This window comes from Enterobacter vonholyi, assembly GCF_008364555.1.
GTDB lineage: Bacteria > Pseudomonadota > Gammaproteobacteria > Enterobacterales > Enterobacteriaceae > Enterobacter > Enterobacter vonholyi.
In genome coordinates, this window is the sequence record NZ_VTUC01000001.1 from 52,603 (window position 1) to 75,957 (window position 23,355).

Sequence of the window (23,355 nt, forward strand, 5' to 3'; positions counted from 1 at the left end):
CCGGGGGTAGTTATGTACGCTTTAACCCACGGTCGGATTTATACCGGCCATGAAATTCTGGATGACCATGCGATTGTTATCGCTAATGGCCTGATTGAACGTGTTTGCCCGCTGGCAGAACTGCCGCCGGAGATTGAACAGCGCTCACTCAATGGAGCAGTAATCTCCCCCGGTTTCATCGACGTGCAGCTCAACGGCTGCGGCGGTGTGCAATTCAATGACACCGCGGATGCGGTGACGGTAGAAACGCTGGAGATCATGCAGAAAGCCAACGAGAAATCGGGCTGCACCAGCTATCTGCCAACGCTCATCACCAGCAGTGATGACCTTATGAAGCAGGGTATCCGCGTGATGCGAGAATACCTGGCCAAACATCCTAACCAGGCGCTGGGTCTGCACCTTGAAGGGCCATGGCTGAATATGGTCAAGAAAGGAACGCATAACCCGGACTACGTGCGTAAACCTGATGCAGAGCTGGTTGACTACATGTGTGCCAACGCCGATGTGATCACCAAAGTGACGCTGGCGCCTGAAATGACGGGTACGGATGTCATCAGCAAGCTGGCCGCCGCCGGGATTATCGTTTCAGCAGGCCACTCAAACGCAACGCTGAAAGAAGCGAAAGCCGGTTTCCGCGCGGGAATTACTTTCGCAACTCACCTTTACAACGCCATGCCGTATATCACAGGCCGTGAACCGGGTCTGGTCGGGGCGATTCTGGATGAGCCAGACGTCTACTGCGGCATTATTGCTGACGGCTTACACGTCGATTACACCAACATTCGCAACGCTAAGCGGCTGAAAGGTGACAAGCTTTGTCTGGTGACGGATGCCACCGCACCGGCAGGTGCAAATATTGAGCAGTTCATTTTTGCCGGTAAAACAATATACTACCGCAATGGACTGTGTGTGGATGAAAACGGTACGCTGAGCGGTTCCTCTTTGACCATGATTGAAGGGGTGCGTAACCTGGTAGAACATTGCGGGATTGCGCTTGATGAAGTCCTGCGCATGGCAACCCTGTATCCGGCTCGCGCAATGGGCGTGGATAAACAGCTCGGCGGAATTGCACCAGGTATGGTTGCAAACCTGACGGCATTCACACACGATTATAAAATTATTAAGACCATCGTTAATGGTAACGAGGTCGTCACTGAGTAAGTAAAAGTATGACACCTGGCGGACAAGCTCAAATCGGTAATGTCGATCTCGTTAAACAACTTAACAGTGCGGCGGTATACCGCCTGATTGACCAGCACGGCCCCATCTCGCGGATTCAGATAGCCGAACAAAGCCAGCTTGCTCCCGCCAGCGTGACAAAAATTACCCGCCAGCTCATTGAGCGCGGTCTGATCAAAGAAGTCGATCAGCAGGCCTCCACCGGGGGCCGCCGCGCCATCTCTATTATTACCGAAACCCGCAATTTTCAGGCAATTGGCGTCCGTCTGGGGCGCCATGATACCACCCTCACGCTGTACGATCTGAGCAGTAAAGCCATTGCGGAAGAACACTACCCTCTTCCGGAACGCACCCAGGAGACGCTGGAACATGCGTTGCTCAATACCATCGCGCAGTTTATTGAGAGCTGTCAGCGCAAGATCCGCGAACTCATTGCCATCTCCGTGATCCTGCCCGGCCTGGTCGACCCGGAAAGCGGCGTGATCCGCTATATGCCGCACATTCAGGTTGAAAACTGGGGGCTGGTCGACGCGCTGGAAAAGCGTTTTAAAGTGACCTGCTTTGTGGGTCACGACATCCGCTCTCTGGCGCTGGCAGAGCACTACTTTGGTGCGAGCCAGGACTGTGAAGACTCTATTCTGGTGCGCGTCCACCGCGGTACGGGTGCAGGCATTATCTCTAACGGCCGGATTTTTATTGGGCGCAACGGTAACGTCGGAGAGATCGGCCACATTCAGGTTGAACCTCTCGGGGAGCGCTGCCACTGCGGCAACTTTGGCTGCCTTGAAACCATCGCCGCCAACACGGCCATCGAGCAGCGCGTTCGCCATCTGCTTGAACAGGGTTATCAAAGCCGCGTCACGCTGGACGACTGCAAGATAGGCACCATCTGCAAAGCCGCTAATAAAGGCGACGCGCTGGCCTGCGAAGTGATCGAGCAGGTTGGACGTCATCTGGGGAAAACCATCGCCATCGCCATTAACCTGTTTAACCCACAAAAAGTGGTGATCGCCGGTGAAATTGTGGAAGCGGAGAAGGTTCTGCTCCCTGCGATTGAAGGCTGTATTAACACCCAGGCGCTGAAAGCATTCCGCCAGAATCTTCCGGTGGTTCGTTCAAAGCTTGACCATCGCTCGGCGATTGGCGCGTTCGCGCTGGTCAAACGCGCCATGCTCAACGGAATTCTGCTCCAGCATTTGCTGGAAAGCTGATCGAACCTTATAGTAACGCCTTCTTTTTTTGATGTCGGAATATCCATGACCATTAAGAACGTAATTTGTGATATCGACGGCGTGCTGATGCACGACAACGTTGCCGTGCCGGGTGCTGCGGAGTTTCTTCACCGTATCATCGACAAAGGAATGCCACTGGTTCTGCTCACGAACTACCCTTCTCAAACCGGTCAGGATCTGGCAAACCGCTTTGCCACCGCAGGCGTCGACGTCCCGGACAGCGTGTTTTATACCTCGGCGATGGCCACGGCGGATTTTCTGAAGCGTCAGGAAGGAAAGAAAGCCTACGTGGTGGGTGAAGGTGCGCTGATACACGAGCTCTACAAAGCAGGCTTTACCATCACTGACGTGAACCCGGACTTTGTGATTGTCGGCGAGACGCGTTCCTTTAACTGGGAGATGATGCATAAAGCAGCATACTTTGTCGCCAGCGGTGCACGCTTTATCGCCACCAACCCGGATACGCATGGCCGTGGTTTTTATCCGGCCTGCGGCGCGCTCTGCGCCGGTATCGAGAAAATCTCAGGGCGTCAGCCGTTCGTAGTCGGTAAACCGAGCCCGTGGATCATTCGTGCCGCGCTCAACAAGATGCAGGCCCACTCTGAAGAAACCGTTATTGTCGGCGACAACCTGCGCACCGATATTCTGGCCGGTTTCCAGGCGGGTCTGGAGACGATTCTGGTCCTGTCCGGCGTCTCTCAACTTGATGACATTGATTCGATGCCGTTCCGGCCGAGCTGGATTTACCCCTCCGTCGATGAAATTGACATCATCTGATACCGAACCACGCCTCAGGGCGTGGTTTTTCATTTATGGCCTACACAAATAAAACTCCATCTAACAAAAAGCACATTTCATTGCATAATCATCAATAAAAGAACTCATGGCGTACTCTTTTTTCACTATTCCGCAATCACTATTGCACTATTTCCGTTTTCACCCGTAAAACGCTTGCGCGCCCTGCCCCTTTGCGGCATTTTCATAAGCAAGCAACATTACAAAGCAACAGGGTTAACGGAGAAGGTTATGTGTTCAATTTTTGGCGTACTGGATATTAAAACTGACGCGGGCGAACTGCGTAAAAAGGCACTCGAACTGTCCCGCCTGATGCGCCATCGCGGCCCGGACTGGTCAGGCGTTTACGCCAGTGACAAAGCAATTCTGGCTCACGAACGTCTGTCTATTGTTGACGTCAACGCCGGTGCACAGCCGCTGTATAACGAGAAAAAAACGCACGCGCTGGCTGTCAACGGTGAGATCTATAACCACCAGGCACTGCGCGCCGAATACGGCGACCGCTACGCATTCCAGACCGGCTCTGACTGTGAAGTGATCCTGGCGCTGTATCAGGAGAAAGGTCCCGAGTTCCTGGACGACCTGCAGGGCATGTTTGCCTTTGCCCTGTACGACAGCGAAAAAGACGCTTACCTGATTGGCCGTGACCATATCGGTATTATCCCGCTGTACATGGGTCACGATGAGCACGGCAACTTCTACGTTGCCTCTGAAATGAAAGCCCTGGTACCGGTCTGCCGCACCATTAAAGAGTTCCCGGCAGGCAGCTATCTGTGGAGCAAAGACGGCGAGATCCGTCAGTATTACCAGCGTGACTGGTTCGACTACGACGCGGTAAAAGACAACGTCACGGACAAAGCCGAGCTGCGTCAGGCCCTGGAAGATTCCGTGAAAAGCCACCTGATGTCAGACGTACCTTACGGCGTGCTGCTCTCAGGCGGCCTGGACTCCTCCGTGATCTCGGCAATCACCAAGAAATTTGCGGCTCGTCGCGTGGAGGATCAGGAGCGCTCAGAAGCCTGGTGGCCACAGCTGCACTCTTTTGCCGTGGGCCTGGAAGGTGCTCCTGACCTTAAAGCCGCGCAGGAAGTGGCAAACCACCTCGGCACCGTGCACCACGAAATTCATTTCACCGTGCAGGAAGGTCTGGATGCGATCCGCGATGTGATCTATCACATTGAAACCTATGACGTGACCACCATCCGCGCCTCAACGCCGATGTACCTGATGTCGCGTAAGATCAAGGCGATGGGCATCAAGATGGTGCTCTCCGGTGAAGGTTCTGACGAAGTGTTTGGCGGCTACCTGTACTTCCACAAAGCGCCAAACGCTAAAGAGCTGCATGAAGAGACCGTGCGTAAGCTGCAGGCGTTGCACATGTTCGACTGCGCGCGTGCCAACAAAGCAATGTCGGCGTGGGGCGTAGAAGCACGCGTGCCGTTCCTGGATAAGAAATTCCTCGACGTGGCAATGCGCATCAACCCGCAGGACAAGATGTGCGGCAACGGCAAAATGGAAAAACATATCCTGCGCGAATGTTTTGAATCCTACCTGCCGGCGAGCGTCGCATGGCGTCAGAAAGAGCAGTTCTCCGATGGTGTAGGCTATAGCTGGATCGACACCCTGAAAGAGGTCGCGGCGAAACAGGTTTCTGATCAACAGCTGGAAACCGCAAGCTTCCGCTTCCCGTACAACACGCCGGGCTCGAAAGAAGCGTATCTCTACCGTGAAATTTTTGAAGAATTGTTCCCGGTGCCGAGTGCTGCGGAGTGCGTACCGGGTGGCCCTTCCGTCGCCTGCTCTTCTGCCAAAGCGATTGAATGGGATGAATCGTTCAAATCCATGAACGATCCATCAGGACGCGCGGTAGGCGTCCATCAGTCAGCCTACAAATAATCACCTAGATCGCAATCAGGCCCCTCAGGGGCCTGTTTTTTTTGCCTCACATTTCACCGCCTAAATCTGATTAATAACCAATAATTGCCGAATATTCGGTCACGCTGTTCGCAACCTAACCAAACAGTCACATTCCGGCTATTTTCGTTGAAAAAGGTGTTGACGCTGCAAGGGTCTATACGCATAATGCGCCCCGCAACGCCGATAAGGTAACGCGAAAAAAGATGGCTACGTAGCTCAGTTGGTTAGAGCACATCACTCATAATGATGGGGTCACAGGTTCGAATCCCGTCGTAGCCACCATCTTTTTTGCGGGAGTGGCGAAATTGGTAGACGCACCAGATTTAGGTTCTGGCGCCGCAAGGTGTGCGAGTTCAAGTCTCGCCTCCCGCACCATTCCCGGGTAAGCGTTGCACGGATGGGGTATCGCCAAGCGGTAAGGCACCGGTTTTTGATACCGGCATTCCCTGGTTCGAATCCAGGTACCCCAGCCATATTTCTTCGATTTTGCGGTTCTCCGCGGTATTGGGGTATCGCCAAGCGGTAAGGCACCGGTTTTTGATACCGGCATTCCCTGGTTCGAATCCAGGTACCCCAGCCATCGAAGATTGCAGTACTGGCTACGTAGCTCAGTTGGTTAGAGCACATCACTCATAATGATGGGGTCACAGGTTCGAATCCCGTCGTAGCCACCAAATTAAGATTGTCGATTTTTCGGTAATCAAGACAAATTGTTGGGGTATCGCCAAGCGGTAAGGCACCGGATTCTGATTCCGGCATTCCGAGGTTCGAATCCTCGTACCCCAGCCAATTTAAAAAGTCGTTAAGCAGTTTGTTTAACGCAATTGGGGTGTCGCCAAGCGGTAAGGCTCTGGTTTCTGATACCAGCATTCCGGGGTTCGAATCCCTGCACCCCAGCCACTTAGTAACAAAAAAGCCCGCTCTGCGGGCTTTTTTGTTTTTGTTGTTCAGAATCGAGTAGCCTGATGCCCTCTCCCATGGGGAGAGGGCATCAATATTAAAGTCCCAGGGCGTACTTGAGCGCCTGACGCTTCAAGCCACCGGCACGCTCCGCTGCCATCAATCCAATATTACGCAGAATGCGCACCGGGGCTAAATCATTGCTGAACCCGGCATAGAACAGATCCATTCCCGACTGCATGATAAAGTTATCCGCCATGCGTCGCGTCTGATAACGCTTCAGGACCTGATGGCTGGCCCAGTTTTCCGCGTGTTCGCGGGCGCTGCCCAGCACATCCAGTAACGCATCGACATCACGATACCCCAGGTTGACACCCTGCCCGGCCAGCGGATGAATGGTGTGTGCCGCATCGCCCACCAGCGCCAGCCCTTCACGGGCATACTGCAAAGCGTGACGTCGCGTGAGCGGGAATGCCCCTGCGGCGACCGGCGTGACGTTGCCCAGACGGCTCGGGAAGTGCAGGCGGATTTCCCGCTGCAATTGCTCCATTGAAAGCCCCTGCAGCTGGCGAATGCGCGCCGGTTTGTCGTACCACACCAGCGATCCCCAGTTATCGAACAGCGGTAAAAAGGCGTGCGGGCCATTCGGGGTAAAGTGCTGCCAGGTACTCTCGCCCGGTGCATTCTCGCACTCGACGGTAATCAGCATGCAGGACTGCTCATACTGCCAGGCATGAATCCCAATTCCCGCCATCTGTCTAACCTGCGAGTTAGCACCGTCCGCCCCAATGACCAGCTTCACGGCCAGCTCATCGCCGCTATCGAGCGTCAGTAAATACCCACTCTCGTGAGGATGCAGCGCCTTAAGCGACGCAGGCACGCGCAGCGTCACCTGCGGATGCGCCTCCAGCGACTGCCAGAGCGCCCGCTGGAGCACGTTGTTTTCCACCATATAGCCCAGGCGCGGCAGCTTCAGCTCAGCGGCATCAAACGCGACGTGGGCATTTTCCCACTCCCAGGTTTCAAGACGGCTATAGGGGTGCGCGCGCATTTCCAGCACCGCCTCCCAGACGCCCAGCCCGCGCAGCAGATCGACGGACGCCGCGCTGATCGCGGATATGCGCACATCAGGTTTGCTAGCGGGATCGAAGGCCGGCGGAGCAGCCTGTTCAATTATCGTTACCTCAAATCCCTGCTTCGCCAGCCCCAGCGCCAGCGCGCCGCCGACCATACCGCCGCCGACAACGGCAACTTCGGTGTGTAGGAGTGTCATGGTCAATTTTCCTTATTGGAGAATCCCTTAAGTTTACCGGATTTTTGCGGTCCTGAGACACACAACCTTCATACTGGTCACAACCCCACCAAAGCATTACAATACGCGGCTTGCAATCCTGAGCTGAGCAAGTCGATGACTAAAAAACTCCATATAAAAACCTGGGGCTGTCAGATGAACGAATACGATTCATCCAAGATGGCCGATCTGCTGGATACCACCCACGGATACCAGCTGACTGAAAATGCGAAAGAAGCGGACGTGCTGCTGCTGAACACCTGTTCGATTCGTGAAAAAGCGCAGGAAAAAGTCTTTCACGTATTAGGGCGCTGGAAACTTCTCAAACGAAAAAATCCGGACCTGATCATCGGGGTGGGCGGCTGCGTCGCGTCGCAGGAAGGCAAGCTGATCCGCCAGAGAGCCCCGTATGTGGATATTGTCTTTGGTCCTCAGACCCTGCACCGCCTGCCGGAGATGATCAATCAGGTTCGCGGCAACCGTAGCCCGGTCGTTGACGTCAGCTTCCCGGAAATCGAAAAATTCGACCGTCTGCCAGAGCCGCGAGCCGATGGCCCAACCGCCTTCGTCTCCATCATGGAGGGCTGCAACAAATACTGCACGTACTGCGTGGTGCCTTACACCCGTGGTGAAGAAGTCAGCCGTCCGGCAGACGATATTCTGTTTGAAATCGCACAGCTTGCCGCGCAGGGCGTTCGCGAAGTTAACCTGCTGGGCCAGAACGTTAACGCCTGGCGAGGGGAAAACTACGACGGTACCACCGGCAGCTTTGCTGAGCTGCTGCGCCTGGTGGCCGCGATTGACGGCATCGACCGCATTCGCTTTACCACCAGCCATCCGATGGAGTTTACCGATGACATCATTGACGTCTATCGCGATACGCCAGAGCTGGTGAGCTTCCTGCACCTGCCGATTCAGTGCGGCTCTGACCGCGTGCTGAACCTGATGGGCCGCCCGCATACGGTGCTGGAATATAAGTCCACCATTCGCAAGCTGCGTGAAGCGCGTCCGGATATCCAGATTAGCTCTGACTTTATCGTCGGCTTCCCTGGCGAAACCGCTGATGACTTCGAGCGCACCATGAAGCTCATCGGCGAAGTGAATTTTGACGTCAGCTACAGCTTCATCTTCTCTGCGCGTCCCGGGACACCGGCGGCCGATATGGTTGACGATGTGCCGGAAGAAGAGAAAAAGCAACGTCTGTATATTCTGCAGGAACGTATTAACCAGCAGGCCAACGCGTGGAGCCGCCGCATGCTCGGCACCGTTCAGCGCATTCTGGTGGAAGGCACTTCCCGTAAGAGCATTATGGAGCTGTCCGGTCGTACTGAAAACAACCGCGTGGTGAACTTTGAAGGCACTCCGGATATGATCGGTAAATTCGTGGACGTCGAGATTATCGAAGTGCTGACCAACTCGCTGCGCGCGAAAGTGGTCCGCACCGAGGATGAAATGGGCCTGCGTATTGCCGAGTCACCTGAATCCGTCATCTCTCGTACTCGCAAAGAAAACGATTCTGGCGTTGGGATTTACCAGCCATAATCCTTCTGGCCTGCCCTTCCGGCAGGCCTTGTATTTCCTCTCATCATCCCCAATATCTTCCGCAACGCTTGCGCCTTTATTCTGTGGCGTGAATAATTTCGGTAATGACCGTTTTATTGCGCCGTGTGGCAGCGGGTCAGTTAACCAATCAAAGAGGAACAGTTTGAACATAGATACGCGTGAAATTAGCCTTGAGCCAGCAGACAACGCTCGCCTGCTGAGCCTGTGCGGGCCGTTTGATGACAACATCAAACAACTGGAGCGACGTCTGGGTATCGAAATCAATCGTCGCGATAATCATTTCAAACTTACCGGACGCCCTATCTGCGTCAATGCCGCTGCGGACATTCTGCGTAGCTTGTATGTCGATACCTCCCCGATGCGCGGCGAAATTCAGGATATCGAACCGGAACAAATTCACCTCGCTATTAAAGAGGCGCGCGTGCTTGAGCAAAGCGCGGAAAGCGTTCCGGACTACGGTAAGGCAATCAATATCAAGACGAAACGTGGCGTCATTAAGCCGCGTACGCCAAACCAGGCACAGTACATCGCCAATATCCTCGACCACGACATCACCTTCGGGGTGGGGCCGGCGGGCACGGGTAAAACCTATCTGGCCGTTGCCGCGGCGGTCGATGCGCTGGAACGCCAGGAGATCCGTCGAATTCTGCTGACCCGTCCGGCCGTTGAAGCGGGCGAAAAGCTGGGCTTCCTGCCGGGCGATCTGAGCCAGAAGGTCGACCCGTATCTGCGTCCTTTATACGATGCGCTGTTCGAAATGCTGGGCTTTGAGAAGGTCGAGAAGCTCATTGAGCGTAACGTTATCGAAGTTGCCCCGCTCGCCTACATGCGCGGCCGTACGCTGAACGATGCGTTCATCATTCTCGATGAGAGCCAGAACACCACCATCGAACAGATGAAGATGTTCCTGACGCGTATCGGCTTTAACTCGAAAGCGGTCATCACCGGCGACGTCACCCAGATCGACCTGCCGCGCAGCTCCAAATCCGGCCTGCGCCACGCCATCGAGGTGCTGGCCGAGGTCGACGAAATCAGCTTTAACTTCTTCCACAGTGAAGACGTGGTACGCCACCCGGTGGTCGCGCGTATCGTAAACGCCTATGAAGCCTGGGAAGAGGCGGATCAGAAGCGTAAGGCCGAACTGGCCGCAGAACGTAAGCGCGAAGCGCAGGAGCAAGAACAGAAATGAGTCAGGTGATCCTCGATTTACAGCTGGCCTGTGAAGACAATTCCGGCATGCCAGATGAGGCACAGTTTCAGAAATGGCTGGATGCCGTTATTCCTCAGTTTCAGGAAGAATCAGAAGTTACGATTCGCCTGGTGGATGAAGCGGAAAGCCATGAGCTTAACCTGACCTATCGCGGGAAAGATAAGCCGACCAACGTGCTCTCTTTCCCGTTCGAAGCGCCGCCGGGTATCGAGATGCCGCTGCTGGGCGATCTGATCATCTGCCGTCAGGTGGTTGAACAGGAAGCGAAAGAGCAGCAAAAGCCGCTTGAGGCCCACTGGGCGCATATGGTGGTACACGGCAGTCTGCATCTGCTCGGCTACGATCACATTGAAGATGACGAAGCGGAAGAGATGGAGTCCCTCGAGACAGAGATAATGCTTGCTCTGGGCTATGAGGATCCGTACATTGCCGAGAAAGAATAGTCCGTCACCTGACTGACTCCCCTGCCGCCACGAAAGGATATCGCGTGGCGGTAAACGTTGAACTAACAAGAGAACCCTTAACAAACGCCATGAGCGACGACAATTCACACAGTAGCGACACGACAACCAGTAAAAAGGGATTTTTCTCCCTCATTCTGAACCAGCTTTTCCACGGCGAACCCAAAAACCGTGATGAACTGCTGGAGCTGATTCGTGATTCCGGGCAGAACGACCTTATCGATGAAGATACGCGCGAAATGCTCGAAGGGGTTATGGACATCGCCGACCAGCGCGTTCGCGATATCATGATCCCCCGCTCGCAGATGATCACCCTGAAACGTAACCAGACCCTGGACGAGTGCCTCGATGTGATCATCGAATCCGCCCACTCGCGTTTCCCGGTCATCAGCGAAGATAAAGATCACATCGAAGGGATTTTAATGGCGAAAGATCTGCTGCCGTTTATGCGCAGCGATGCCGAAGCCTTCAGCATGGAAAAAGTGTTACGCCAGGCCGTGGTTGTGCCGGAAAGTAAACGTGTGGATCGGATGCTGAAAGAGTTTCGCTCTCAGCGTTACCACATGGCGATTGTTATTGATGAATTTGGTGGCGTCTCCGGTCTGGTCACGATCGAGGATATTCTTGAGCTGATCGTGGGCGAAATCGAAGACGAGTACGACGAAGAAGAGGATATCGACTTCCGTCAGCTCAGCCGCCACACCTGGACCGTGCGCGCGCTGGCCTCCATTGAGGACTTCAACGACGCCTTCGGGACCCACTTCAGCGATGAAGAGGTCGATACCATTGGCGGGCTGGTGATGCAGGCCTTTGGTCATCTCCCGGCGCGCGGTGAGACCGTTGACATCGACGGTTACCAGTTCAAAGTAGCCATGGCCGACAGCCGACGTATTATACAGGTTCACGTCAGAACGCCGGACGACTCACCGGTGCCAAAACTGGAAGATTAATGTAAATGGCATTTGCCCCATTGCTTGAACGCCAGCGCGTCCGTTTGCTGCTGGCGCTGTTACTCGGAGCCAGCGGTACGCTGGCTTTTTCTCCTTACGACATCTGGCCTGCGGCCATACTCTCCCTGATGGGGCTTCAGGGTCTGACCCTGCATCGTCGTCCGGTACAGGCTGCCGCTATTGGCTACTTCTGGGGACTGGGGCTGTTTGGCTCAGGTATTAACTGGGTCTACGTCAGCATCGCCCAGTTTGGCGGTATGCCGGGCCCGGTTAACGTCTTCCTGGTGGTACTGCTCGCCGCGTATCTCTCGCTCTATACCGGTCTGTTCGCCGGCATCCTTTCTCGCCTGTGGCCCAAAACCAGCTGGCTGCGCGTCGCCATTGCCGCACCGGTGGTCTGGCAAATCACGGAATTCCTGCGCGGCTGGGTGCTGACCGGCTTCCCGTGGCTGCAGTTCGGCTACAGTCAGATTGACGGCCCGCTTAAAGGCCTGGCGCCGGTAATGGGCGTTGAGGCCATCAACTTCCTGCTGATGGTGGTGAGCGGCCTGCTGGTCCTGACGCTGGTCACGCGCGGCTGGAAGCCGCTGGTTATGGCGCTGGTGCTGTTCGCCCTTCCCTTCCCGCTGCGCTATATCCAGTGGTTCACGCCTGAGCCCGCGCGCGCCATGCAGGTTTCCATGGTGCAGGGGAATATCCCGCAGTCCATGAAGTGGGACGAGAAAGAGCTGCTGAACACGCTGAAGATCTACGCCAACGCCACCGAAGAGGTGATGGGTAAATCGCAGCTGATTATCTGGCCGGAGTCTGCCATTCCCGATCTGGAAATCAATCAGCAGCCGTTCCTCAACATGATGAACGACCTGCTGCTCTCTCGTGGCAGCACGCTAATCACCGGGATTGTCGATGCGCGTCTGAATCAGCAGAACCGCTACGACACCTACAACACCATCATTACGCTCGGAAAAGACAGCGAATACAGCTACCACTCCAGTGACCGGTACAACAAGAACCATCTGGTGCCGTTCGGTGAATTTGTCCCGCTGGAGTCGATTCTGCGCCCGCTGGCCCCGTTCTTCGACCTGCCGATGTCCTCCTTCAGCCGCGGCCCGTACGTACAGCCTCAGCTGCACGCGCACGGCGCAGCCCTGACGGCGGCTATCTGCTACGAAATCATCCTCGGCGAGCAGGTGCGCGATAACTTCCGCCCTGATACAGACTATCTGCTGACCATCTCCAACGATGCCTGGTTTGGTAAGTCTATCGGCCCGTGGCAGCACTTCCAGATGGCACGTATGCGCTCTCTGGAGCTGGCGCGTCCGCTGCTGCGCAGCACCAACAACGGCATCACCGCTGTGATTGGTCCGCAGGGTGAAATCCAGGCGATGATCCCGCAGTTTACCCGAGAGGTGCTGACCACGAATGTCACGCCAACCACAGGCCTGACGCCATATGCGCGCACCGGCAACTGGCCGCTGTGGATCCTGACCGCGCTATTCGGCTTTGGCGCGGTGCTGATGAGCCTGCGCCAGCGTCGTAAATAACCTTCCCTTCTGTTGCCGGGTGGCGGCTACGCCTTACCCGGCAATCCCTTCCAAATCTTAAAACTGGCACGCCTATTGCTTTGTTTATTCAGGTAAACGCAGTTTGGCTTAACGTGCAACTTTGTCGCACCAGCGTAGATCACCTTTAGCACCATAACGGTGCAACGGGAGATATTTGCCTCTGAATGGTGCGGCGCGCTTCGCAAAAATAAACAATAACGCAGCAAAATCTTTACATTAAGCCAGACTAAATGTTAACAAGCTTGCATAACACTGCACTCGCATTGCGCGAGATATAACAACATCACAATGGGTATCAATGCGTCACTGGCGCTGATAAAAAGGAGTTGGGTATGCAATTACGTAAACTGGCCACAGCAATGCTGGTTATGGGAATGTCTGCAGGCGTGGTTCACGCTGAAGATGCGCCTGCAGCAGGCAGTACTCTCGACAAGATTGCCAAAAACGGCGTTATCGTGGTCGGCCACCGTGAATCTTCTGTCCCGTTCTCTTACTACGACAACACGCAAAAAGTCGTGGGCTATTCACAGGATTACTCCAACGCCATCGTTGAAGCCGTGAAGAAAAAGCTGAACAAACCTGACCTGCAGGTGAAGCTGATCCCAATCACTTCACAGAACCGTATTCCACTGCTGCAAAACGGCACCTTTGACTTCGAGTGTGGCTCCACCACTAACAACCTGGAGCGTCAGAAACAGGCTGCTTTCTCTGACACCATCTTTGTCGTGGGTACCCGCCTGCTGACGAAGAAAGGCGGTGAGATCAAAGACTTCGCTGACCTGAAAGGTAAAGCGGTTGTCGTGACCTCCGGTACCACGTCAGAAGTGCTGCTCCACAAGCTGAACGACGAGAAGAAAATGGACATGCGCATCATCAGCGCGAAAGACCATGGCGACTCCTTCCGTACCCTGGAAAGCGGCCGTGCCGTCGCGTTTATGATGGATGACGCCCTGCTGGCGGGCGAGCGTGCGAAAGCGAAAAAACCAGACAACTGGGATATCGTCGGTACCGCGCAGTCGAAAGAAGCCTACGGCTGTATGCTGCGTAAAGACGATCCGCAGTTTAAAAAGCTGATCGATGACACCATCGCTCAGGTGCAGACCTCCGGCGAAGCGGAAAAATGGTTCGACAAATGGTTCAAGAACCCGATTCCACCGAAAAACCTGAACATGAATTTTGAACTGTCTGACGACATGAAAGCGCTGTTCAAATCTCCAAATGACAAGGCTCTTAACTAATTAGAACAACAGGGGCGGGATCTCCTGCCCTCTCGATTGTCGGGAAGCATGGACAGACTATACGTTGAGTGGTCGTTCCCCACTCAGCGCGAAAAATGAGCTTCTCACCAATCTTCGAGGGTAGCGCTGCTACCCTTTTTTTTCTGGAGTTTATTATGTCAATCGACTGGAACTGGGGCATATTCCTGCAACAAGCCCCGTTCGGCAACACCACCTATCTTGGCTGGCTGTGGAGCGGCTTTCAGGTCACCGTGGCATTATCGATAACGGCGTGGATTATCGCGTTTCTTGTCGGTTCTTTGTTCGGTATTCTGCGCACCGTCCCTAACCGCTTTCTTTCAACACTTGGCACCCTGTATGTGGAACTGTTCCGTAACGTTCCGCTGATCGTGCAATTCTTTACCTGGTATCTGGTTATCCCGGAACTGCTGCCGGAAAATATTGGCATGTGGTTCAAGTCGGAACTGGATCCGAACGTGCAGTTCTTTGTCTCCTCCATGATGTGTCTGGGGCTGTTTACCGCTGCGCGCGTTTGCGAGCAGGTGCGTGCCGCCATTCAGTCATTGCCGCGCGGACAAAAAAATGCGGGCCTGGCGATGGGCCTGACGCTGCCCCAAACCTACCGCTACGTGCTGCTGCCAAACGCCTACCGCGTTATCGTTCCACCGATGACCTCAGAGATGATGAACCTGGTGAAAAACTCGGCCATCGCCTCGACTATCGGCCTGGTCGATATGGCCGCGCAGGCGGGCAAACTGCTGGATTACTCCGCTCACGCGTGGGAATCCTTCACCGCGATCACGCTCGCGTATGTTCTGATTAACGCTTTCATCATGCTGGTGATGAACCTGGTTGAACGCAAAATTCGCCTGCCGGGCAACATGGGGGGCAAATAATGTACGAATTTGACTGGAGTTCTGTCGTTCCATCCATGCCTTACCTGCTTGATGGACTGATGATTACCTTAAAAATCACCGTCATTGCCATCATCGTCGGTATCGTCTGGGGCACCCTGCTGGCCGTCATGCGCCTGTCGAGCTTTAAGCCGCTCGCATGGTTTGCGACCGCCTACGTTAACGTGTTCCGCTCCATCCCGCTGGTAATGGTGCTGCTGTGGTTTTACCTGATCGTGCCCGGCTTCCTGCAAAACGTGCTGGGGCTGTCGCCGAAAACCGATATCCGTCTGATCTCCGCCATGGTGGCGTTCTCAATGTTTGAGGCCGCTTACTACTCTGAGATTATCCGAGCGGGCATTCAGAGTATCTCCCGTGGGCAATCCAGCGCCGCGCTGGCCCTGGGGATGACGCACTGGCAGTCCATGCAGCTCATTATTCTGCCGCAGGCGTTTCGCGCCATGGTTCCGCTCCTGCTTACCCAAGGTATCGTGTTGTTCCAGGATACCTCGCTGGTCTACGTGCTGAGCCTGGCAGACTTTTTCCGTACCGCGTCAACCATCGGCGAACGTGATGGTACGCAGGTTGAGATGGTGCTCTTTGCGGGTGCGGTCTATTTTGTGATTAGTTTAAGCGCGTCGCTGTTGGTCAGCTGGCTGAAGAAAAGGACGGTATAATGATTTCCCTGAAAAATGTTTCTAAATGGTATGGGCACTTTCAGGTGCTGACCGACTGCTCCACCGAGGTAAAAAAAGGTGATGTGGTAGTGGTGTGCGGGCCGTCCGGTTCCGGTAAATCGACGCTGATCAAAACCGTTAACGGACTGGAGCCGGTCCAGCAGGGTGAGATCGTCGTCAACGGCACCAAAGTCAACGACAAGAAAACCAACCTCGCCCAGCTTCGCTCTCACGTTGGCATGGTGTTCCAGCATTTTGAGCTGTTCCCACACCTCTCCATTATTGAGAACCTGACGCTGGCTCAGGTAAAAGTGCTAAAGCGTGATAAAAAAGCGTCGCGCGAGAAAGGCCTTAAGCTCCTGGAACGCGTTGGGCTCTCGGCGCATGCCGATAAGTTCCCGGCGCAGCTCTCCGGCGGCCAACAGCAGCGTGTGGCGATCGCCCGCGCGCTGTGCATGGATCCGGTGGCGATGCTGTTTGATGAGCCCACGTCGGCGCTCGATCCAGAGATGATCAACGAAGTGCTGGACGTGATGGTCGAGCTGGCGCACGAAGGGATGACCATGATGGTTGTGACCCACGAAATGGGCTTCGCCCGTAAGGTGGCCAACCGCGTGATCTTTATGGACGAAGGGAAAATTGTCGAAGATTCTCCGAAAGAGGAGTTCTTCGCCAACCCGAAATCTGAACGTGCGAAAGATTTCCTCGCCAAAATCCTGCACTAATCTTCCCGGTGCGCAATCTGCGGATTGCGCACTGCTTCACGCTTTAACTCTCTTTATCTATTCGGCGTCACATTGCAGCGTTAACCTTGTCACAAAATAACGCTATGAATGGAGAACGCTATGGCACAACCCATCATTTTCGATTGCGATCCGGGTCATGATGACGCGATCGCGCTCGTTCTTGCACTTGCCTCCCCTGAACTCGACGTCAAAGCCGTCACTTCTTCCGCCGGAAACCAGACGCCGGTTAAAACCCTGCGTAACGTTTTGCGCATGCTGACGCTGCTTGGGCGCACCGATATTCCCGTCGCCGGTGGCGCCCTCAAGCCCCTGATGCGTGAATTAATTATCGCGGATAACGTGCATGGTGAAAGCGGGCTGGACGGTCCGGCACTGCCGGAGCCGGGCTTTACGCCGCAAAACTGTACCGCCGTGGAGCTGATGGCGAAGGTGCTGCGCGAGAGCGCGGAGCCCGTCACGCTGGTGGCAACGGGACCGCAAACCAACGTCGCGCTGCTGCTGAACTGCCATCCTGAACTGCACGGTAAAATCGCCCGTATCGTCATCACGGGCGGAGCCATGGGGCTGGGAAACTGGACGCCGTCCGCAGAATTCAACATTTTTGTCGACCCGGAAGCGGCGGAGATTGTGTTCCAGTCAGGCTTGCCAGTTGTGATGGCAGGGCTGGACGTGACCCATCGCGCACAGATTATGGCAGACGACATTGAGCGCTTCCGTGCCGTGGGTAATCCGGTCGCGACAACCGTGGCTGAGCTGCTCGACTTCTTTATGGAGTATCACAAAGCCGAGAAGTGGGGCTTCCACGGCGCGCCGCTGCACGATCCGTGCACCATTGCCTGGCTGTTAAAACCGGAGATGTTTACTACGGTTCACAGATGGGTTGGCGTCGAAACGCAGGGGAAATACACCCAGGGCATGACGGTGGTGGACTACTACTCGCTGACGGGAAATAAGCCGAATACTACGGTGATGGTGGATATTGACCGGGAGGCGTTTGTGGATTTGCTGGCGGAGAGGCTGGCTTACTATAGTGCGTAGTGGGGCCTGATGCCCTCACCCCGGCCCTCTCCCACAGGGAGAGGGCGCAAACCTGCGCTTTACTTAGGGCTCAAACGGCCGACGCTGGAACTGATCGTGGCCGCATTTCGGACACAGCGGCAGCACGTCCGGCGTATAGACCGCAATATGGTGGTGGCAATTCTCGCACACCAGATTTCCCAGCCCGACCACCTCACCGCTGTGGTACACACCGTGGTGGTTCAAATCCTGAAAGACCTCGCGCCATTCCAGCTGCGTTTTATCCGTGATGTCGGCCAGCTCTTGCCACAGGCTCTCTTTGATCACCCGCATGAAAACGCTGTCCGTGACCTCCTCCTGGCTCTCCTGGTAGCTGCGCGCGAACTCCTCCAGATCGCGACGCACGGCACGCGTCACCTCTTCCACTTCGGTTCGCGTTAACTCACCCGTTTGCGACACGCGGGCACGCGCCTGCTCCACCAGCGCATCGATATCGCGCTCGCCGTTACGCAGCCGTTCCGTCAGTGTCGCCACCAGTTCGCGGTAAAATTGAGCAACCTTGTTCATCATTTTGCCTCCCGGGTAAGTAACTATTTCTAATAATAGACCTTATTTCATCGCCGCTTTGTCAGGTGAAGCACAGACCCGGTAAATTCCTGCAAAGCGCATTTGTGCGAAAGGCTGTTTTGACGCGGGCGTTTGGGCTATGCTATGCGGATCTGAATTACCACATCCATTGGCTACATTTGTAGCTGTATTGAAAACAGGACCACTGGCTGCCATGCAAGAGCAATACCGCCCGGAAGAGATAGAATCAAAAGTCCAGCAACACTGGGACGAGAAGCGCACCTTTGAAGTAACCGAAGACGAGAGCAAAGAGAAGTATTACTGCCTGTCGATGCTTCCCTATCCTTCTGGTCGACTACACATGGGCCACGTGCGTAACTACACCATCGGCGATGTGATTGCGCGTTACCAGCGCATGCTCGGCAAAAACGTGCTCCAGCCTATCGGCTGGGATGCGTTCGGTCTTCCTGCGGAAGGCGCAGCGGTCAAAAACAACACCGCACCGGCACCGTGGACGTACGACAACATCGCGTACATGAAAAACCAGCTCAAAATGCTGGGCTTTGGCTATGACTGGAGCCGCGAGCTGGCAACCTGTACGCCAGAATACTATCGCTGGGAGCAGAAGTTCTTCACCGAGCTGTACAAAAAAGGGCTGGTGTATAAGAAGACCTCTGCCGTTAACTGGTGCCCGAACGACCAGACCGTTCTCGCGAACGAACAGGTTATTGATGGCTGCTGCTGGCGCTGCGACACCAAAGTAGAGCGTAAAGAGATCCCGCAGTGGTTTATCAAAATCACCGCTTATGCTGATGAGCTGCTGAACGATCTGGATAACCTGGACCACTGGCCAGATACCGTTAAGACCATGCAGCGCAACTGGATCGGCCGTTCCGAAGGCGTGGAAATCACCTTCAACGTTGAGAACTACGACCAGACCCTGACCGTCTACACCACCCGTCCGGACACCTTCATGGGCGCGACCTACCTGGCCGTGGCCGCAGGTCACCCGCTGGCGCAGAAAGCGGCAGAAAACAATCCGGAACTGGCTACCTTCATCGACGAATGCCGCAACACCAAAGTGGCCGAAGCCGATATGGCAACGATGGAGAAAAAAGGCGTTGATACCGGCTTTAAAGCCATTCACCCGCTGACGGGCGAAGCGATCCCTGTCTGGGCCGCCAACTTCGTACTGATGGAATACGGCACGGGCGCCGTGATGGCCGTTCCGGGTCACGATCAGCGCGACTACGAATTTGCCACCAAATATGGCCTGACCATCAAGCCTGTTATCCTGGCGGCTGACGGTTCAGAACCAGACCTGTCTGAACAAGCGCTGACCGAAAAAGGGACCTTGTTCAACTCCGGCGAGTTCAGCGGTCTGAGCTTCGAAGAGGGCTTCAATGCCATCGCCGATAAGCTGGCCTCTCTGGGCGTGGGTGAGCGTAAGGTTAACTTCCGTCTGCGCGACTGGGGCGTATCCCGTCAGCGTTACTGGGGTGCACCAATCCCAATGGTGACGCTGGAAGATGGCACCGTGATGCCAACGCCGGAAGATCAGCTCCCGGTGATCCTGCCGGAAGACGTCGTCATGGACGGCATCACCAGCCCGATCAAAGCCGATCCTGAGTGGGCAAAAACCACCGTCAACGGTCAGCCTGCGCTGCGCGAAACCGACACCTTTGACACCTTTATGGAGTCATCCTGGTACTATGCTCGCTACACCTGTCCGCAGTATCAGGAAGGCATGCTGGATTCCAAAGCGGCAAACTACTGGCTGCCGGTAGATATCTACATCGGCGGCATTGAACACGCCATCATGCACCTGCTTTACTTCCGCTTCTTCCACAAGCTGATGCGCGATGCGGGCATGGTGAACTCTGACGAACCGGCCAAACAGCTGCTGTGTCAGGGCATGGTGCTGGCAGATGCATTCTATTACGTCGGCGCCAACGGCGAGCGTAACTGGGTTTCTCCGGTTGATGCCATTGTCGAGCGCGACGAGAAAGGCCGTATCGTGAAGGCGAAAGACGCCGAAGGCCATGAACTGGTTTATACCGGCATGAGCAAGATGTCCAAGTCGAAAAACAACGGTATCGACCCACAGGTGATGGTTGAGCGTTACGGTGCTGACACCGTTCGTCTGTTCATGATGTTTGCCTCTCCGGCTGATATGACTCTGGAGTGGCAGGAATCTGGCGTTGAAGGCGCTAACCGTTTCCTGAAACGCGTCTGGAAACTGGTTTATGAACATACTGCTCTGGGTGATGCCCCAGCGTTGAACGCCGCCGCACTGACTGAAGATCAGCAGGCGCTGCGTCGTGATGTTCATAAAACGATTGCGAAAGTAACCGATGATATTGGTCGTCGTCAGACCTTCAATACCGCAATTGCGGCTATTATGGAACTGATGAACAAGCTGGCGAAAGCCCCGCAGGACGGTGAGCAGGATCGCGCCTTAATGCGTGAAGCACTGCTGGCTGTTGTTCGCATGCTGAACCCGTTCACTCCACACGTTAGCTTCACCCTGTGGCAGGAGCTGAAAGGCGAAGGAGATATCGACAACGCGCCGTGGCCGCAGGCTGACGAAGCAGCGATGGTGGAAAACACGACGCTGGTAGTGGTTCAGGTGAACGGTAAAGTCCGCGGTAAAATTACCGTGGCGGTCGATGCAACCGAAGAACAGGTTCGCGAGCGCGCGGGTCAGGAACCTCTGGTCGCAAAATATCTTGAGGGCGTTACCGTACGTAAAGTGATCTACGTACCGGGTAAACTGCTCAATCTGGTCGTTGGCTAAGCGCGGGAGGAAACGTGCGACAACTGGCAACAATACTCTTATCACTGGCGGTGCTTGTCACCGCTGGCTGCGGATGGCACCTGCGCAATACCACGGCGGTGCCTGCTGAGATGAAAACGATGATTTTCGACTCATCAGATCCGAATGGCCCACTCAGCCGGGCAATTCGTAATCAGCTGCGTCTGAACGGCGTTGAGCTTGTTGAGAAACAAACGCTGCGCCAGGATGTACCGTCTCTGCGTATTATAGGAGGAGGTCTGTCGAGAGATACCGCTTCTATCTTCCAGGATGGCCGTACAGCTGAATATCAGATGGTGCTAACGGTCAGCGCAGCGGTCCTGATCCCGGGTAAAGACATCTATCCGATCAGCACGAAAGTGTACCGTTCGTTCTTCGATAACCCGCAGACGGCGCTGGCAAAAGATGCCGAACAGCAGATTATCATCAACGAAATGTACGACAAGGCGGCGGAACAGCTGATCCGTAAACTGCCAAGTATTGCAGCGTCTACCAAACAAGGCTCTGACATTGTTGAAAAACCGGTTGCTGGCACGCTTCCTGCTGCTAACTCTCTGGGTAAATGATGATCAGGCTGTATCCTGAACAACTCCGCGCGCAGCTCAAAGAAGGGCTGCGCGCGGCGTATCTGCTTCTTGGAAACGATCCGTTATTACTTCAGGAAAGCCTGGATGCCGTGCGGCATGAGGCCGCTTCTCAGGGCTTTGATGAACACCACACCGTCCAGCTGGATAACAGCACCGACTGGAATGCCCTCTTCTCACTCTGTCAGGCGATGAGCCTTTTTGCGTCGCGCCAGACTATTCAGATCCTGCTGCCGGAGAACGGCCCTAACGCGGCCATCAATGAACAGCTGGCCACGCTGGTCAGCCTGCTTCACAGCGATCTGCTGCTGATTGTGCGCGGTAACAAGCTCACCAAAGCGCAGGAAAACGCGGCGTGGTTCACCCAAATCGCAGCCCACGCGGTGCAGGTCACCTGTCAGACGCCTGAACAGGCGCATCTGCCAAAATGGGTCGCAGCGAGAGCGAAGCAGAACAACCTTGAGCTGGATGATGCGGCGAACCAACTGCTCTGCTACTGCTATGAAGGCAATCTGCTTGCACTGGCACAGGCGCTGGACAGACTCTCCCTGCTCTGGCCGGATGGCAAGCTGACCTTGCCGCGCGTCGAGCAGGCCGTTAACGACGCGGCACACTTCACGCCGTTCCACTGGGTGGACGCGCTGCTGTCGGCGAAAAGCAAACGCGCCCTGCATATTCTGCAACAGCTGCGTCTCGAAGGGAGCGAACCCGTTATTCTGCTGCGTACGCTGCAGCGCGAATTACTGCTGCTGATTACGCTCAAGCGTCAGTCTGCCCATACGCCGCTGCGTTCGCTGTTTGATAAACACCGCGTGTGGCAAAATCGCCGGGCTTTGACCACCGAGGCCGTCAACCGCCTGAGTCATGAACAGCTTCGTCAGGCTGTACAGCTTCTGATGCGCGCAGAGCTCACGTTAAAACAAGATTACGGCCAGTCGGTGTGGGCGGAGCTGGAAAGCCTTTCTCTGCTGCTCTGCCACAAGGCGCTGGCAGACGTTTTTATTGATGGATAGCATGCATTCTTTACAGGCCTTATATGGCGGCACCTTCGACCCGGTACATTACGGGCATCTGAAGCCGGTTGAAATTCTGGCGAATCTGATCGGCCTTCAGCGCGTCACCATTATGCCCAACAATGTCCCGCCCCATCGTCCACAGCCCGAGGCGACCAGCGAGCAGCGAAAAGAGATGCTTGCCCTTGCCATCGCGGATAAACCCCTCTTCCGACTTGACGAGCGTGAGCTGCGTCGCGACACACCCTCCTGGACATCTCAGACGCTTCAGGAGTGGCGCGCCGAACAAGGGCCAGACCAGCCGCTGGCGTTTATCATCGGCCAGGATTCCCTGCTGAATTTCCCCACATGGCATCAGTATGAAACTATTCTGGAGAACAGCCATTTGCTGGTCTGCCGCCGTCCGGGCTATCCGCTGACCATGCGCGAAGCGCAGTACCAGCAGTGGCTGGAAGACCATCTCACCGATAATGTTGAAGATCTTCACAATCAGCCTGCCGGGAAGATCTATCTTGCGGAAACGCCGTGGTTCGATATCTCTGCGACCCTCATTCGTGAGCGTTTACAGCAGGGTTTAGCCTGTGACGATCTGCTCCCCGCACCGGTGTTAGCCTATATCCATGCGCACGGTTTGTATCAGAAAAGCGCAGATGAATAGCCGGAGGGCATAAAAAGGGGCTTATTGTTTATCCTGCCTTGACAGGGTAAGCCATACTGTTATTCTCCGCTGCCAGACTTTCCC

Annotated in this window: 20 protein-coding genes and 7 tRNA genes; 25 read left to right on the forward strand and 2 right to left on the reverse strand. The window is 55.2% G+C overall.

Annotated features, from left to right (window positions below; all coding sequences use genetic code 11):
* Positions 1–12 precede the first annotated feature (12 nt).
* From nagA to F0319_RS00310, 11 genes are all read left to right on the forward strand, one after another.
* Positions 13–1,161: an N-acetylglucosamine-6-phosphate deacetylase gene (gene nagA / locus F0319_RS00260; protein WP_149366027.1), complete on the forward strand. Its 1,149-nt coding sequence runs from the start codon at positions 13–15 to the stop codon at positions 1,159–1,161.
* A gap of 8 nt (positions 1,162–1,169) precedes the next feature.
* A complete protein-coding gene (gene nagC / locus F0319_RS00265; RefSeq protein WP_021242995.1) occupies positions 1,170–2,390 on the forward strand; it encodes a DNA-binding transcriptional regulator NagC in 1,221 nt (406 codons plus the stop codon).
* A gap of 45 nt (positions 2,391–2,435) precedes the next feature.
* Positions 2,436–3,188: a ribonucleotide monophosphatase NagD gene (gene nagD / locus F0319_RS00270; protein WP_023310763.1), complete on the forward strand. Its 753-nt coding sequence runs from the start codon at positions 2,436–2,438 to the stop codon at positions 3,186–3,188.
* Between the two features lie 249 nt (positions 3,189–3,437).
* On the forward strand, positions 3,438–5,102 hold the full coding sequence (gene asnB, locus F0319_RS00275) for an asparagine synthase B (RefSeq protein WP_010428626.1): 1,665 nt from the start codon (positions 3,438–3,440) through the stop codon (positions 5,100–5,102).
* Positions 5,103–5,328: 226 nt separating this feature from the next.
* Positions 5,329–5,405: transfer RNA gene (locus tag F0319_RS00280), tRNA-Met, on the forward strand.
* A gap of 8 nt (positions 5,406–5,413) precedes the next feature.
* Positions 5,414–5,498, forward strand: a tRNA-Leu gene (locus F0319_RS00285).
* 23 nt (positions 5,499–5,521) lie between these two features.
* A tRNA-Gln gene (locus tag F0319_RS00290) sits at positions 5,522–5,596 on the forward strand.
* A gap of 32 nt (positions 5,597–5,628) precedes the next feature.
* Positions 5,629–5,703, forward strand: a tRNA-Gln gene (locus tag F0319_RS00295).
* A 17-nt stretch (positions 5,704–5,720) separates the two neighbouring features.
* Positions 5,721–5,797 (forward strand) — tRNA-Met (locus F0319_RS00300).
* Positions 5,798–5,837: 40 nt separating this feature from the next.
* A tRNA-Gln gene (locus F0319_RS00305) sits at positions 5,838–5,912 on the forward strand.
* 36 nt (positions 5,913–5,948) lie between these two features.
* A tRNA-Gln gene (locus tag F0319_RS00310) sits at positions 5,949–6,023 on the forward strand.
* Between the two features lie 97 nt (positions 6,024–6,120).
* Here the strand turns inward: F0319_RS00310 and ubiF are convergent.
* Entirely contained in the window at positions 6,121–7,296 is a 1,176-nt protein-coding gene (ubiF, locus tag F0319_RS00315; RefSeq protein WP_149366028.1) for a 3-demethoxyubiquinol 3-hydroxylase, read from the reverse strand.
* A 135-nt stretch (positions 7,297–7,431) separates the two neighbouring features.
* Between ubiF and miaB the strand changes: the two genes are divergently transcribed.
* The 10 genes from miaB (at position 7,432) to rihA (ending at position 17,655) form a co-directional block, all read left to right on the forward strand.
* Positions 7,432–8,856 (forward strand): tRNA (N6-isopentenyl adenosine(37)-C2)-methylthiotransferase MiaB, encoded by a 1,425-nt coding sequence (gene miaB, locus F0319_RS00320; protein WP_111964387.1) that lies wholly within the window; start codon positions 7,432–7,434, stop codon positions 8,854–8,856.
* 163 nt (positions 8,857–9,019) lie between these two features.
* On the forward strand, positions 9,020–10,066 hold the full coding sequence (locus tag F0319_RS00325) for a PhoH family protein (RefSeq protein WP_149366029.1): 1,047 nt from the start codon (positions 9,020–9,022) through the stop codon (positions 10,064–10,066).
* On the forward strand, positions 10,063–10,530 hold the full coding sequence (gene ybeY, locus F0319_RS00330) for an rRNA maturation RNase YbeY (protein ID WP_008501052.1): 468 nt from the start codon (positions 10,063–10,065) through the stop codon (positions 10,528–10,530). Before F0319_RS00325 ends, ybeY begins: the two co-directional genes overlap by 4 nt.
* 89 nt (positions 10,531–10,619) lie before the next feature.
* Complete coding sequence (gene corC, locus F0319_RS00335; protein ID WP_021242574.1) at positions 10,620–11,498, forward strand: CNNM family magnesium/cobalt transport protein CorC; 879 nt, start codon at positions 10,620–10,622, stop codon at positions 11,496–11,498.
* 5 nt (positions 11,499–11,503) lie between these two features.
* The gene (gene lnt / locus F0319_RS00340) at positions 11,504–13,042 is read left to right on the forward strand and encodes an apolipoprotein N-acyltransferase (protein WP_111964389.1); all 1,539 of its coding nucleotides are present in this window, start codon (positions 11,504–11,506) and stop codon (positions 13,040–13,042) included.
* A gap of 353 nt (positions 13,043–13,395) precedes the next feature.
* A complete protein-coding gene (locus F0319_RS00350; protein WP_008501049.1) occupies positions 13,396–14,301 on the forward strand; it encodes an amino acid ABC transporter substrate-binding protein in 906 nt (301 codons plus the stop codon).
* Positions 14,302–14,456: 155 nt separating this feature from the next.
* Positions 14,457–15,197 carry a glutamate/aspartate ABC transporter permease GltJ gene (gene gltJ / locus F0319_RS00355; RefSeq protein WP_008501048.1) on the forward strand — a complete coding sequence of 247 codons (741 nt, stop codon included), beginning with the start codon at positions 14,457–14,459 and terminating at the stop codon, positions 15,195–15,197.
* Complete coding sequence (gene gltK, locus F0319_RS00360) at positions 15,197–15,871, forward strand: glutamate/aspartate ABC transporter permease GltK (RefSeq protein WP_111964391.1); 675 nt, start codon at positions 15,197–15,199, stop codon at positions 15,869–15,871. The genes gltJ and gltK overlap by 1 nt, the downstream gene beginning before the upstream one ends.
* Positions 15,871–16,596 (forward strand): amino acid ABC transporter ATP-binding protein, encoded by a 726-nt coding sequence (locus tag F0319_RS00365; protein WP_014883001.1) that lies wholly within the window; start codon positions 15,871–15,873, stop codon positions 16,594–16,596. Before gltK ends, F0319_RS00365 begins: the two co-directional genes overlap by 1 nt.
* 120 nt (positions 16,597–16,716) lie before the next feature.
* Entirely contained in the window at positions 16,717–17,655 is a 939-nt protein-coding gene (gene rihA / locus F0319_RS00370) for a pyrimidine-specific ribonucleoside hydrolase RihA (protein WP_149366030.1), read from the forward strand.
* Positions 17,656–17,718: 63 nt separating this feature from the next.
* Here the strand turns inward: rihA and F0319_RS00375 are convergent, their stop codons facing one another.
* The gene (locus F0319_RS00375) at positions 17,719–18,201 is read right to left on the reverse strand and encodes a zinc ribbon-containing protein (RefSeq protein ID WP_111964474.1); all 483 of its coding nucleotides are present in this window, start codon (positions 18,199–18,201) and stop codon (positions 17,719–17,721) included.
* Between the two features lie 214 nt (positions 18,202–18,415).
* Between F0319_RS00375 and leuS the strand changes: the two genes are divergently transcribed.
* Genes leuS through nadD form a run of 4 tightly spaced genes read left to right on the forward strand, consistent with a single transcriptional unit; the run spans position 18,416 to position 23,271 of the window.
* Positions 18,416–20,998, forward strand: coding sequence for a leucine--tRNA ligase (leuS, locus tag F0319_RS00380; RefSeq protein WP_146749031.1), 2,583 nt, complete (start codon positions 18,416–18,418; stop codon positions 20,996–20,998).
* A gap of 14 nt (positions 20,999–21,012) precedes the next feature.
* A complete protein-coding gene (gene lptE, locus F0319_RS00385; RefSeq protein WP_111964394.1) occupies positions 21,013–21,582 on the forward strand; it encodes an LPS assembly lipoprotein LptE in 570 nt (189 codons plus the stop codon).
* Positions 21,582–22,613, forward strand: a complete 1,032-nt coding sequence (holA, locus tag F0319_RS00390) for a DNA polymerase III subunit delta (protein WP_149366172.1) — start codon at positions 21,582–21,584, stop codon at positions 22,611–22,613. The genes lptE and holA overlap by 1 nt, the downstream gene beginning before the upstream one ends.
* Positions 22,606–23,271, forward strand: a complete 666-nt coding sequence (nadD, locus tag F0319_RS00395) for a nicotinate-nucleotide adenylyltransferase (protein ID WP_045402141.1) — start codon at positions 22,606–22,608, stop codon at positions 23,269–23,271. The genes holA and nadD overlap by 8 nt, the downstream gene beginning before the upstream one ends.
* Positions 23,272–23,355: the final 84 nt, after the last annotated feature.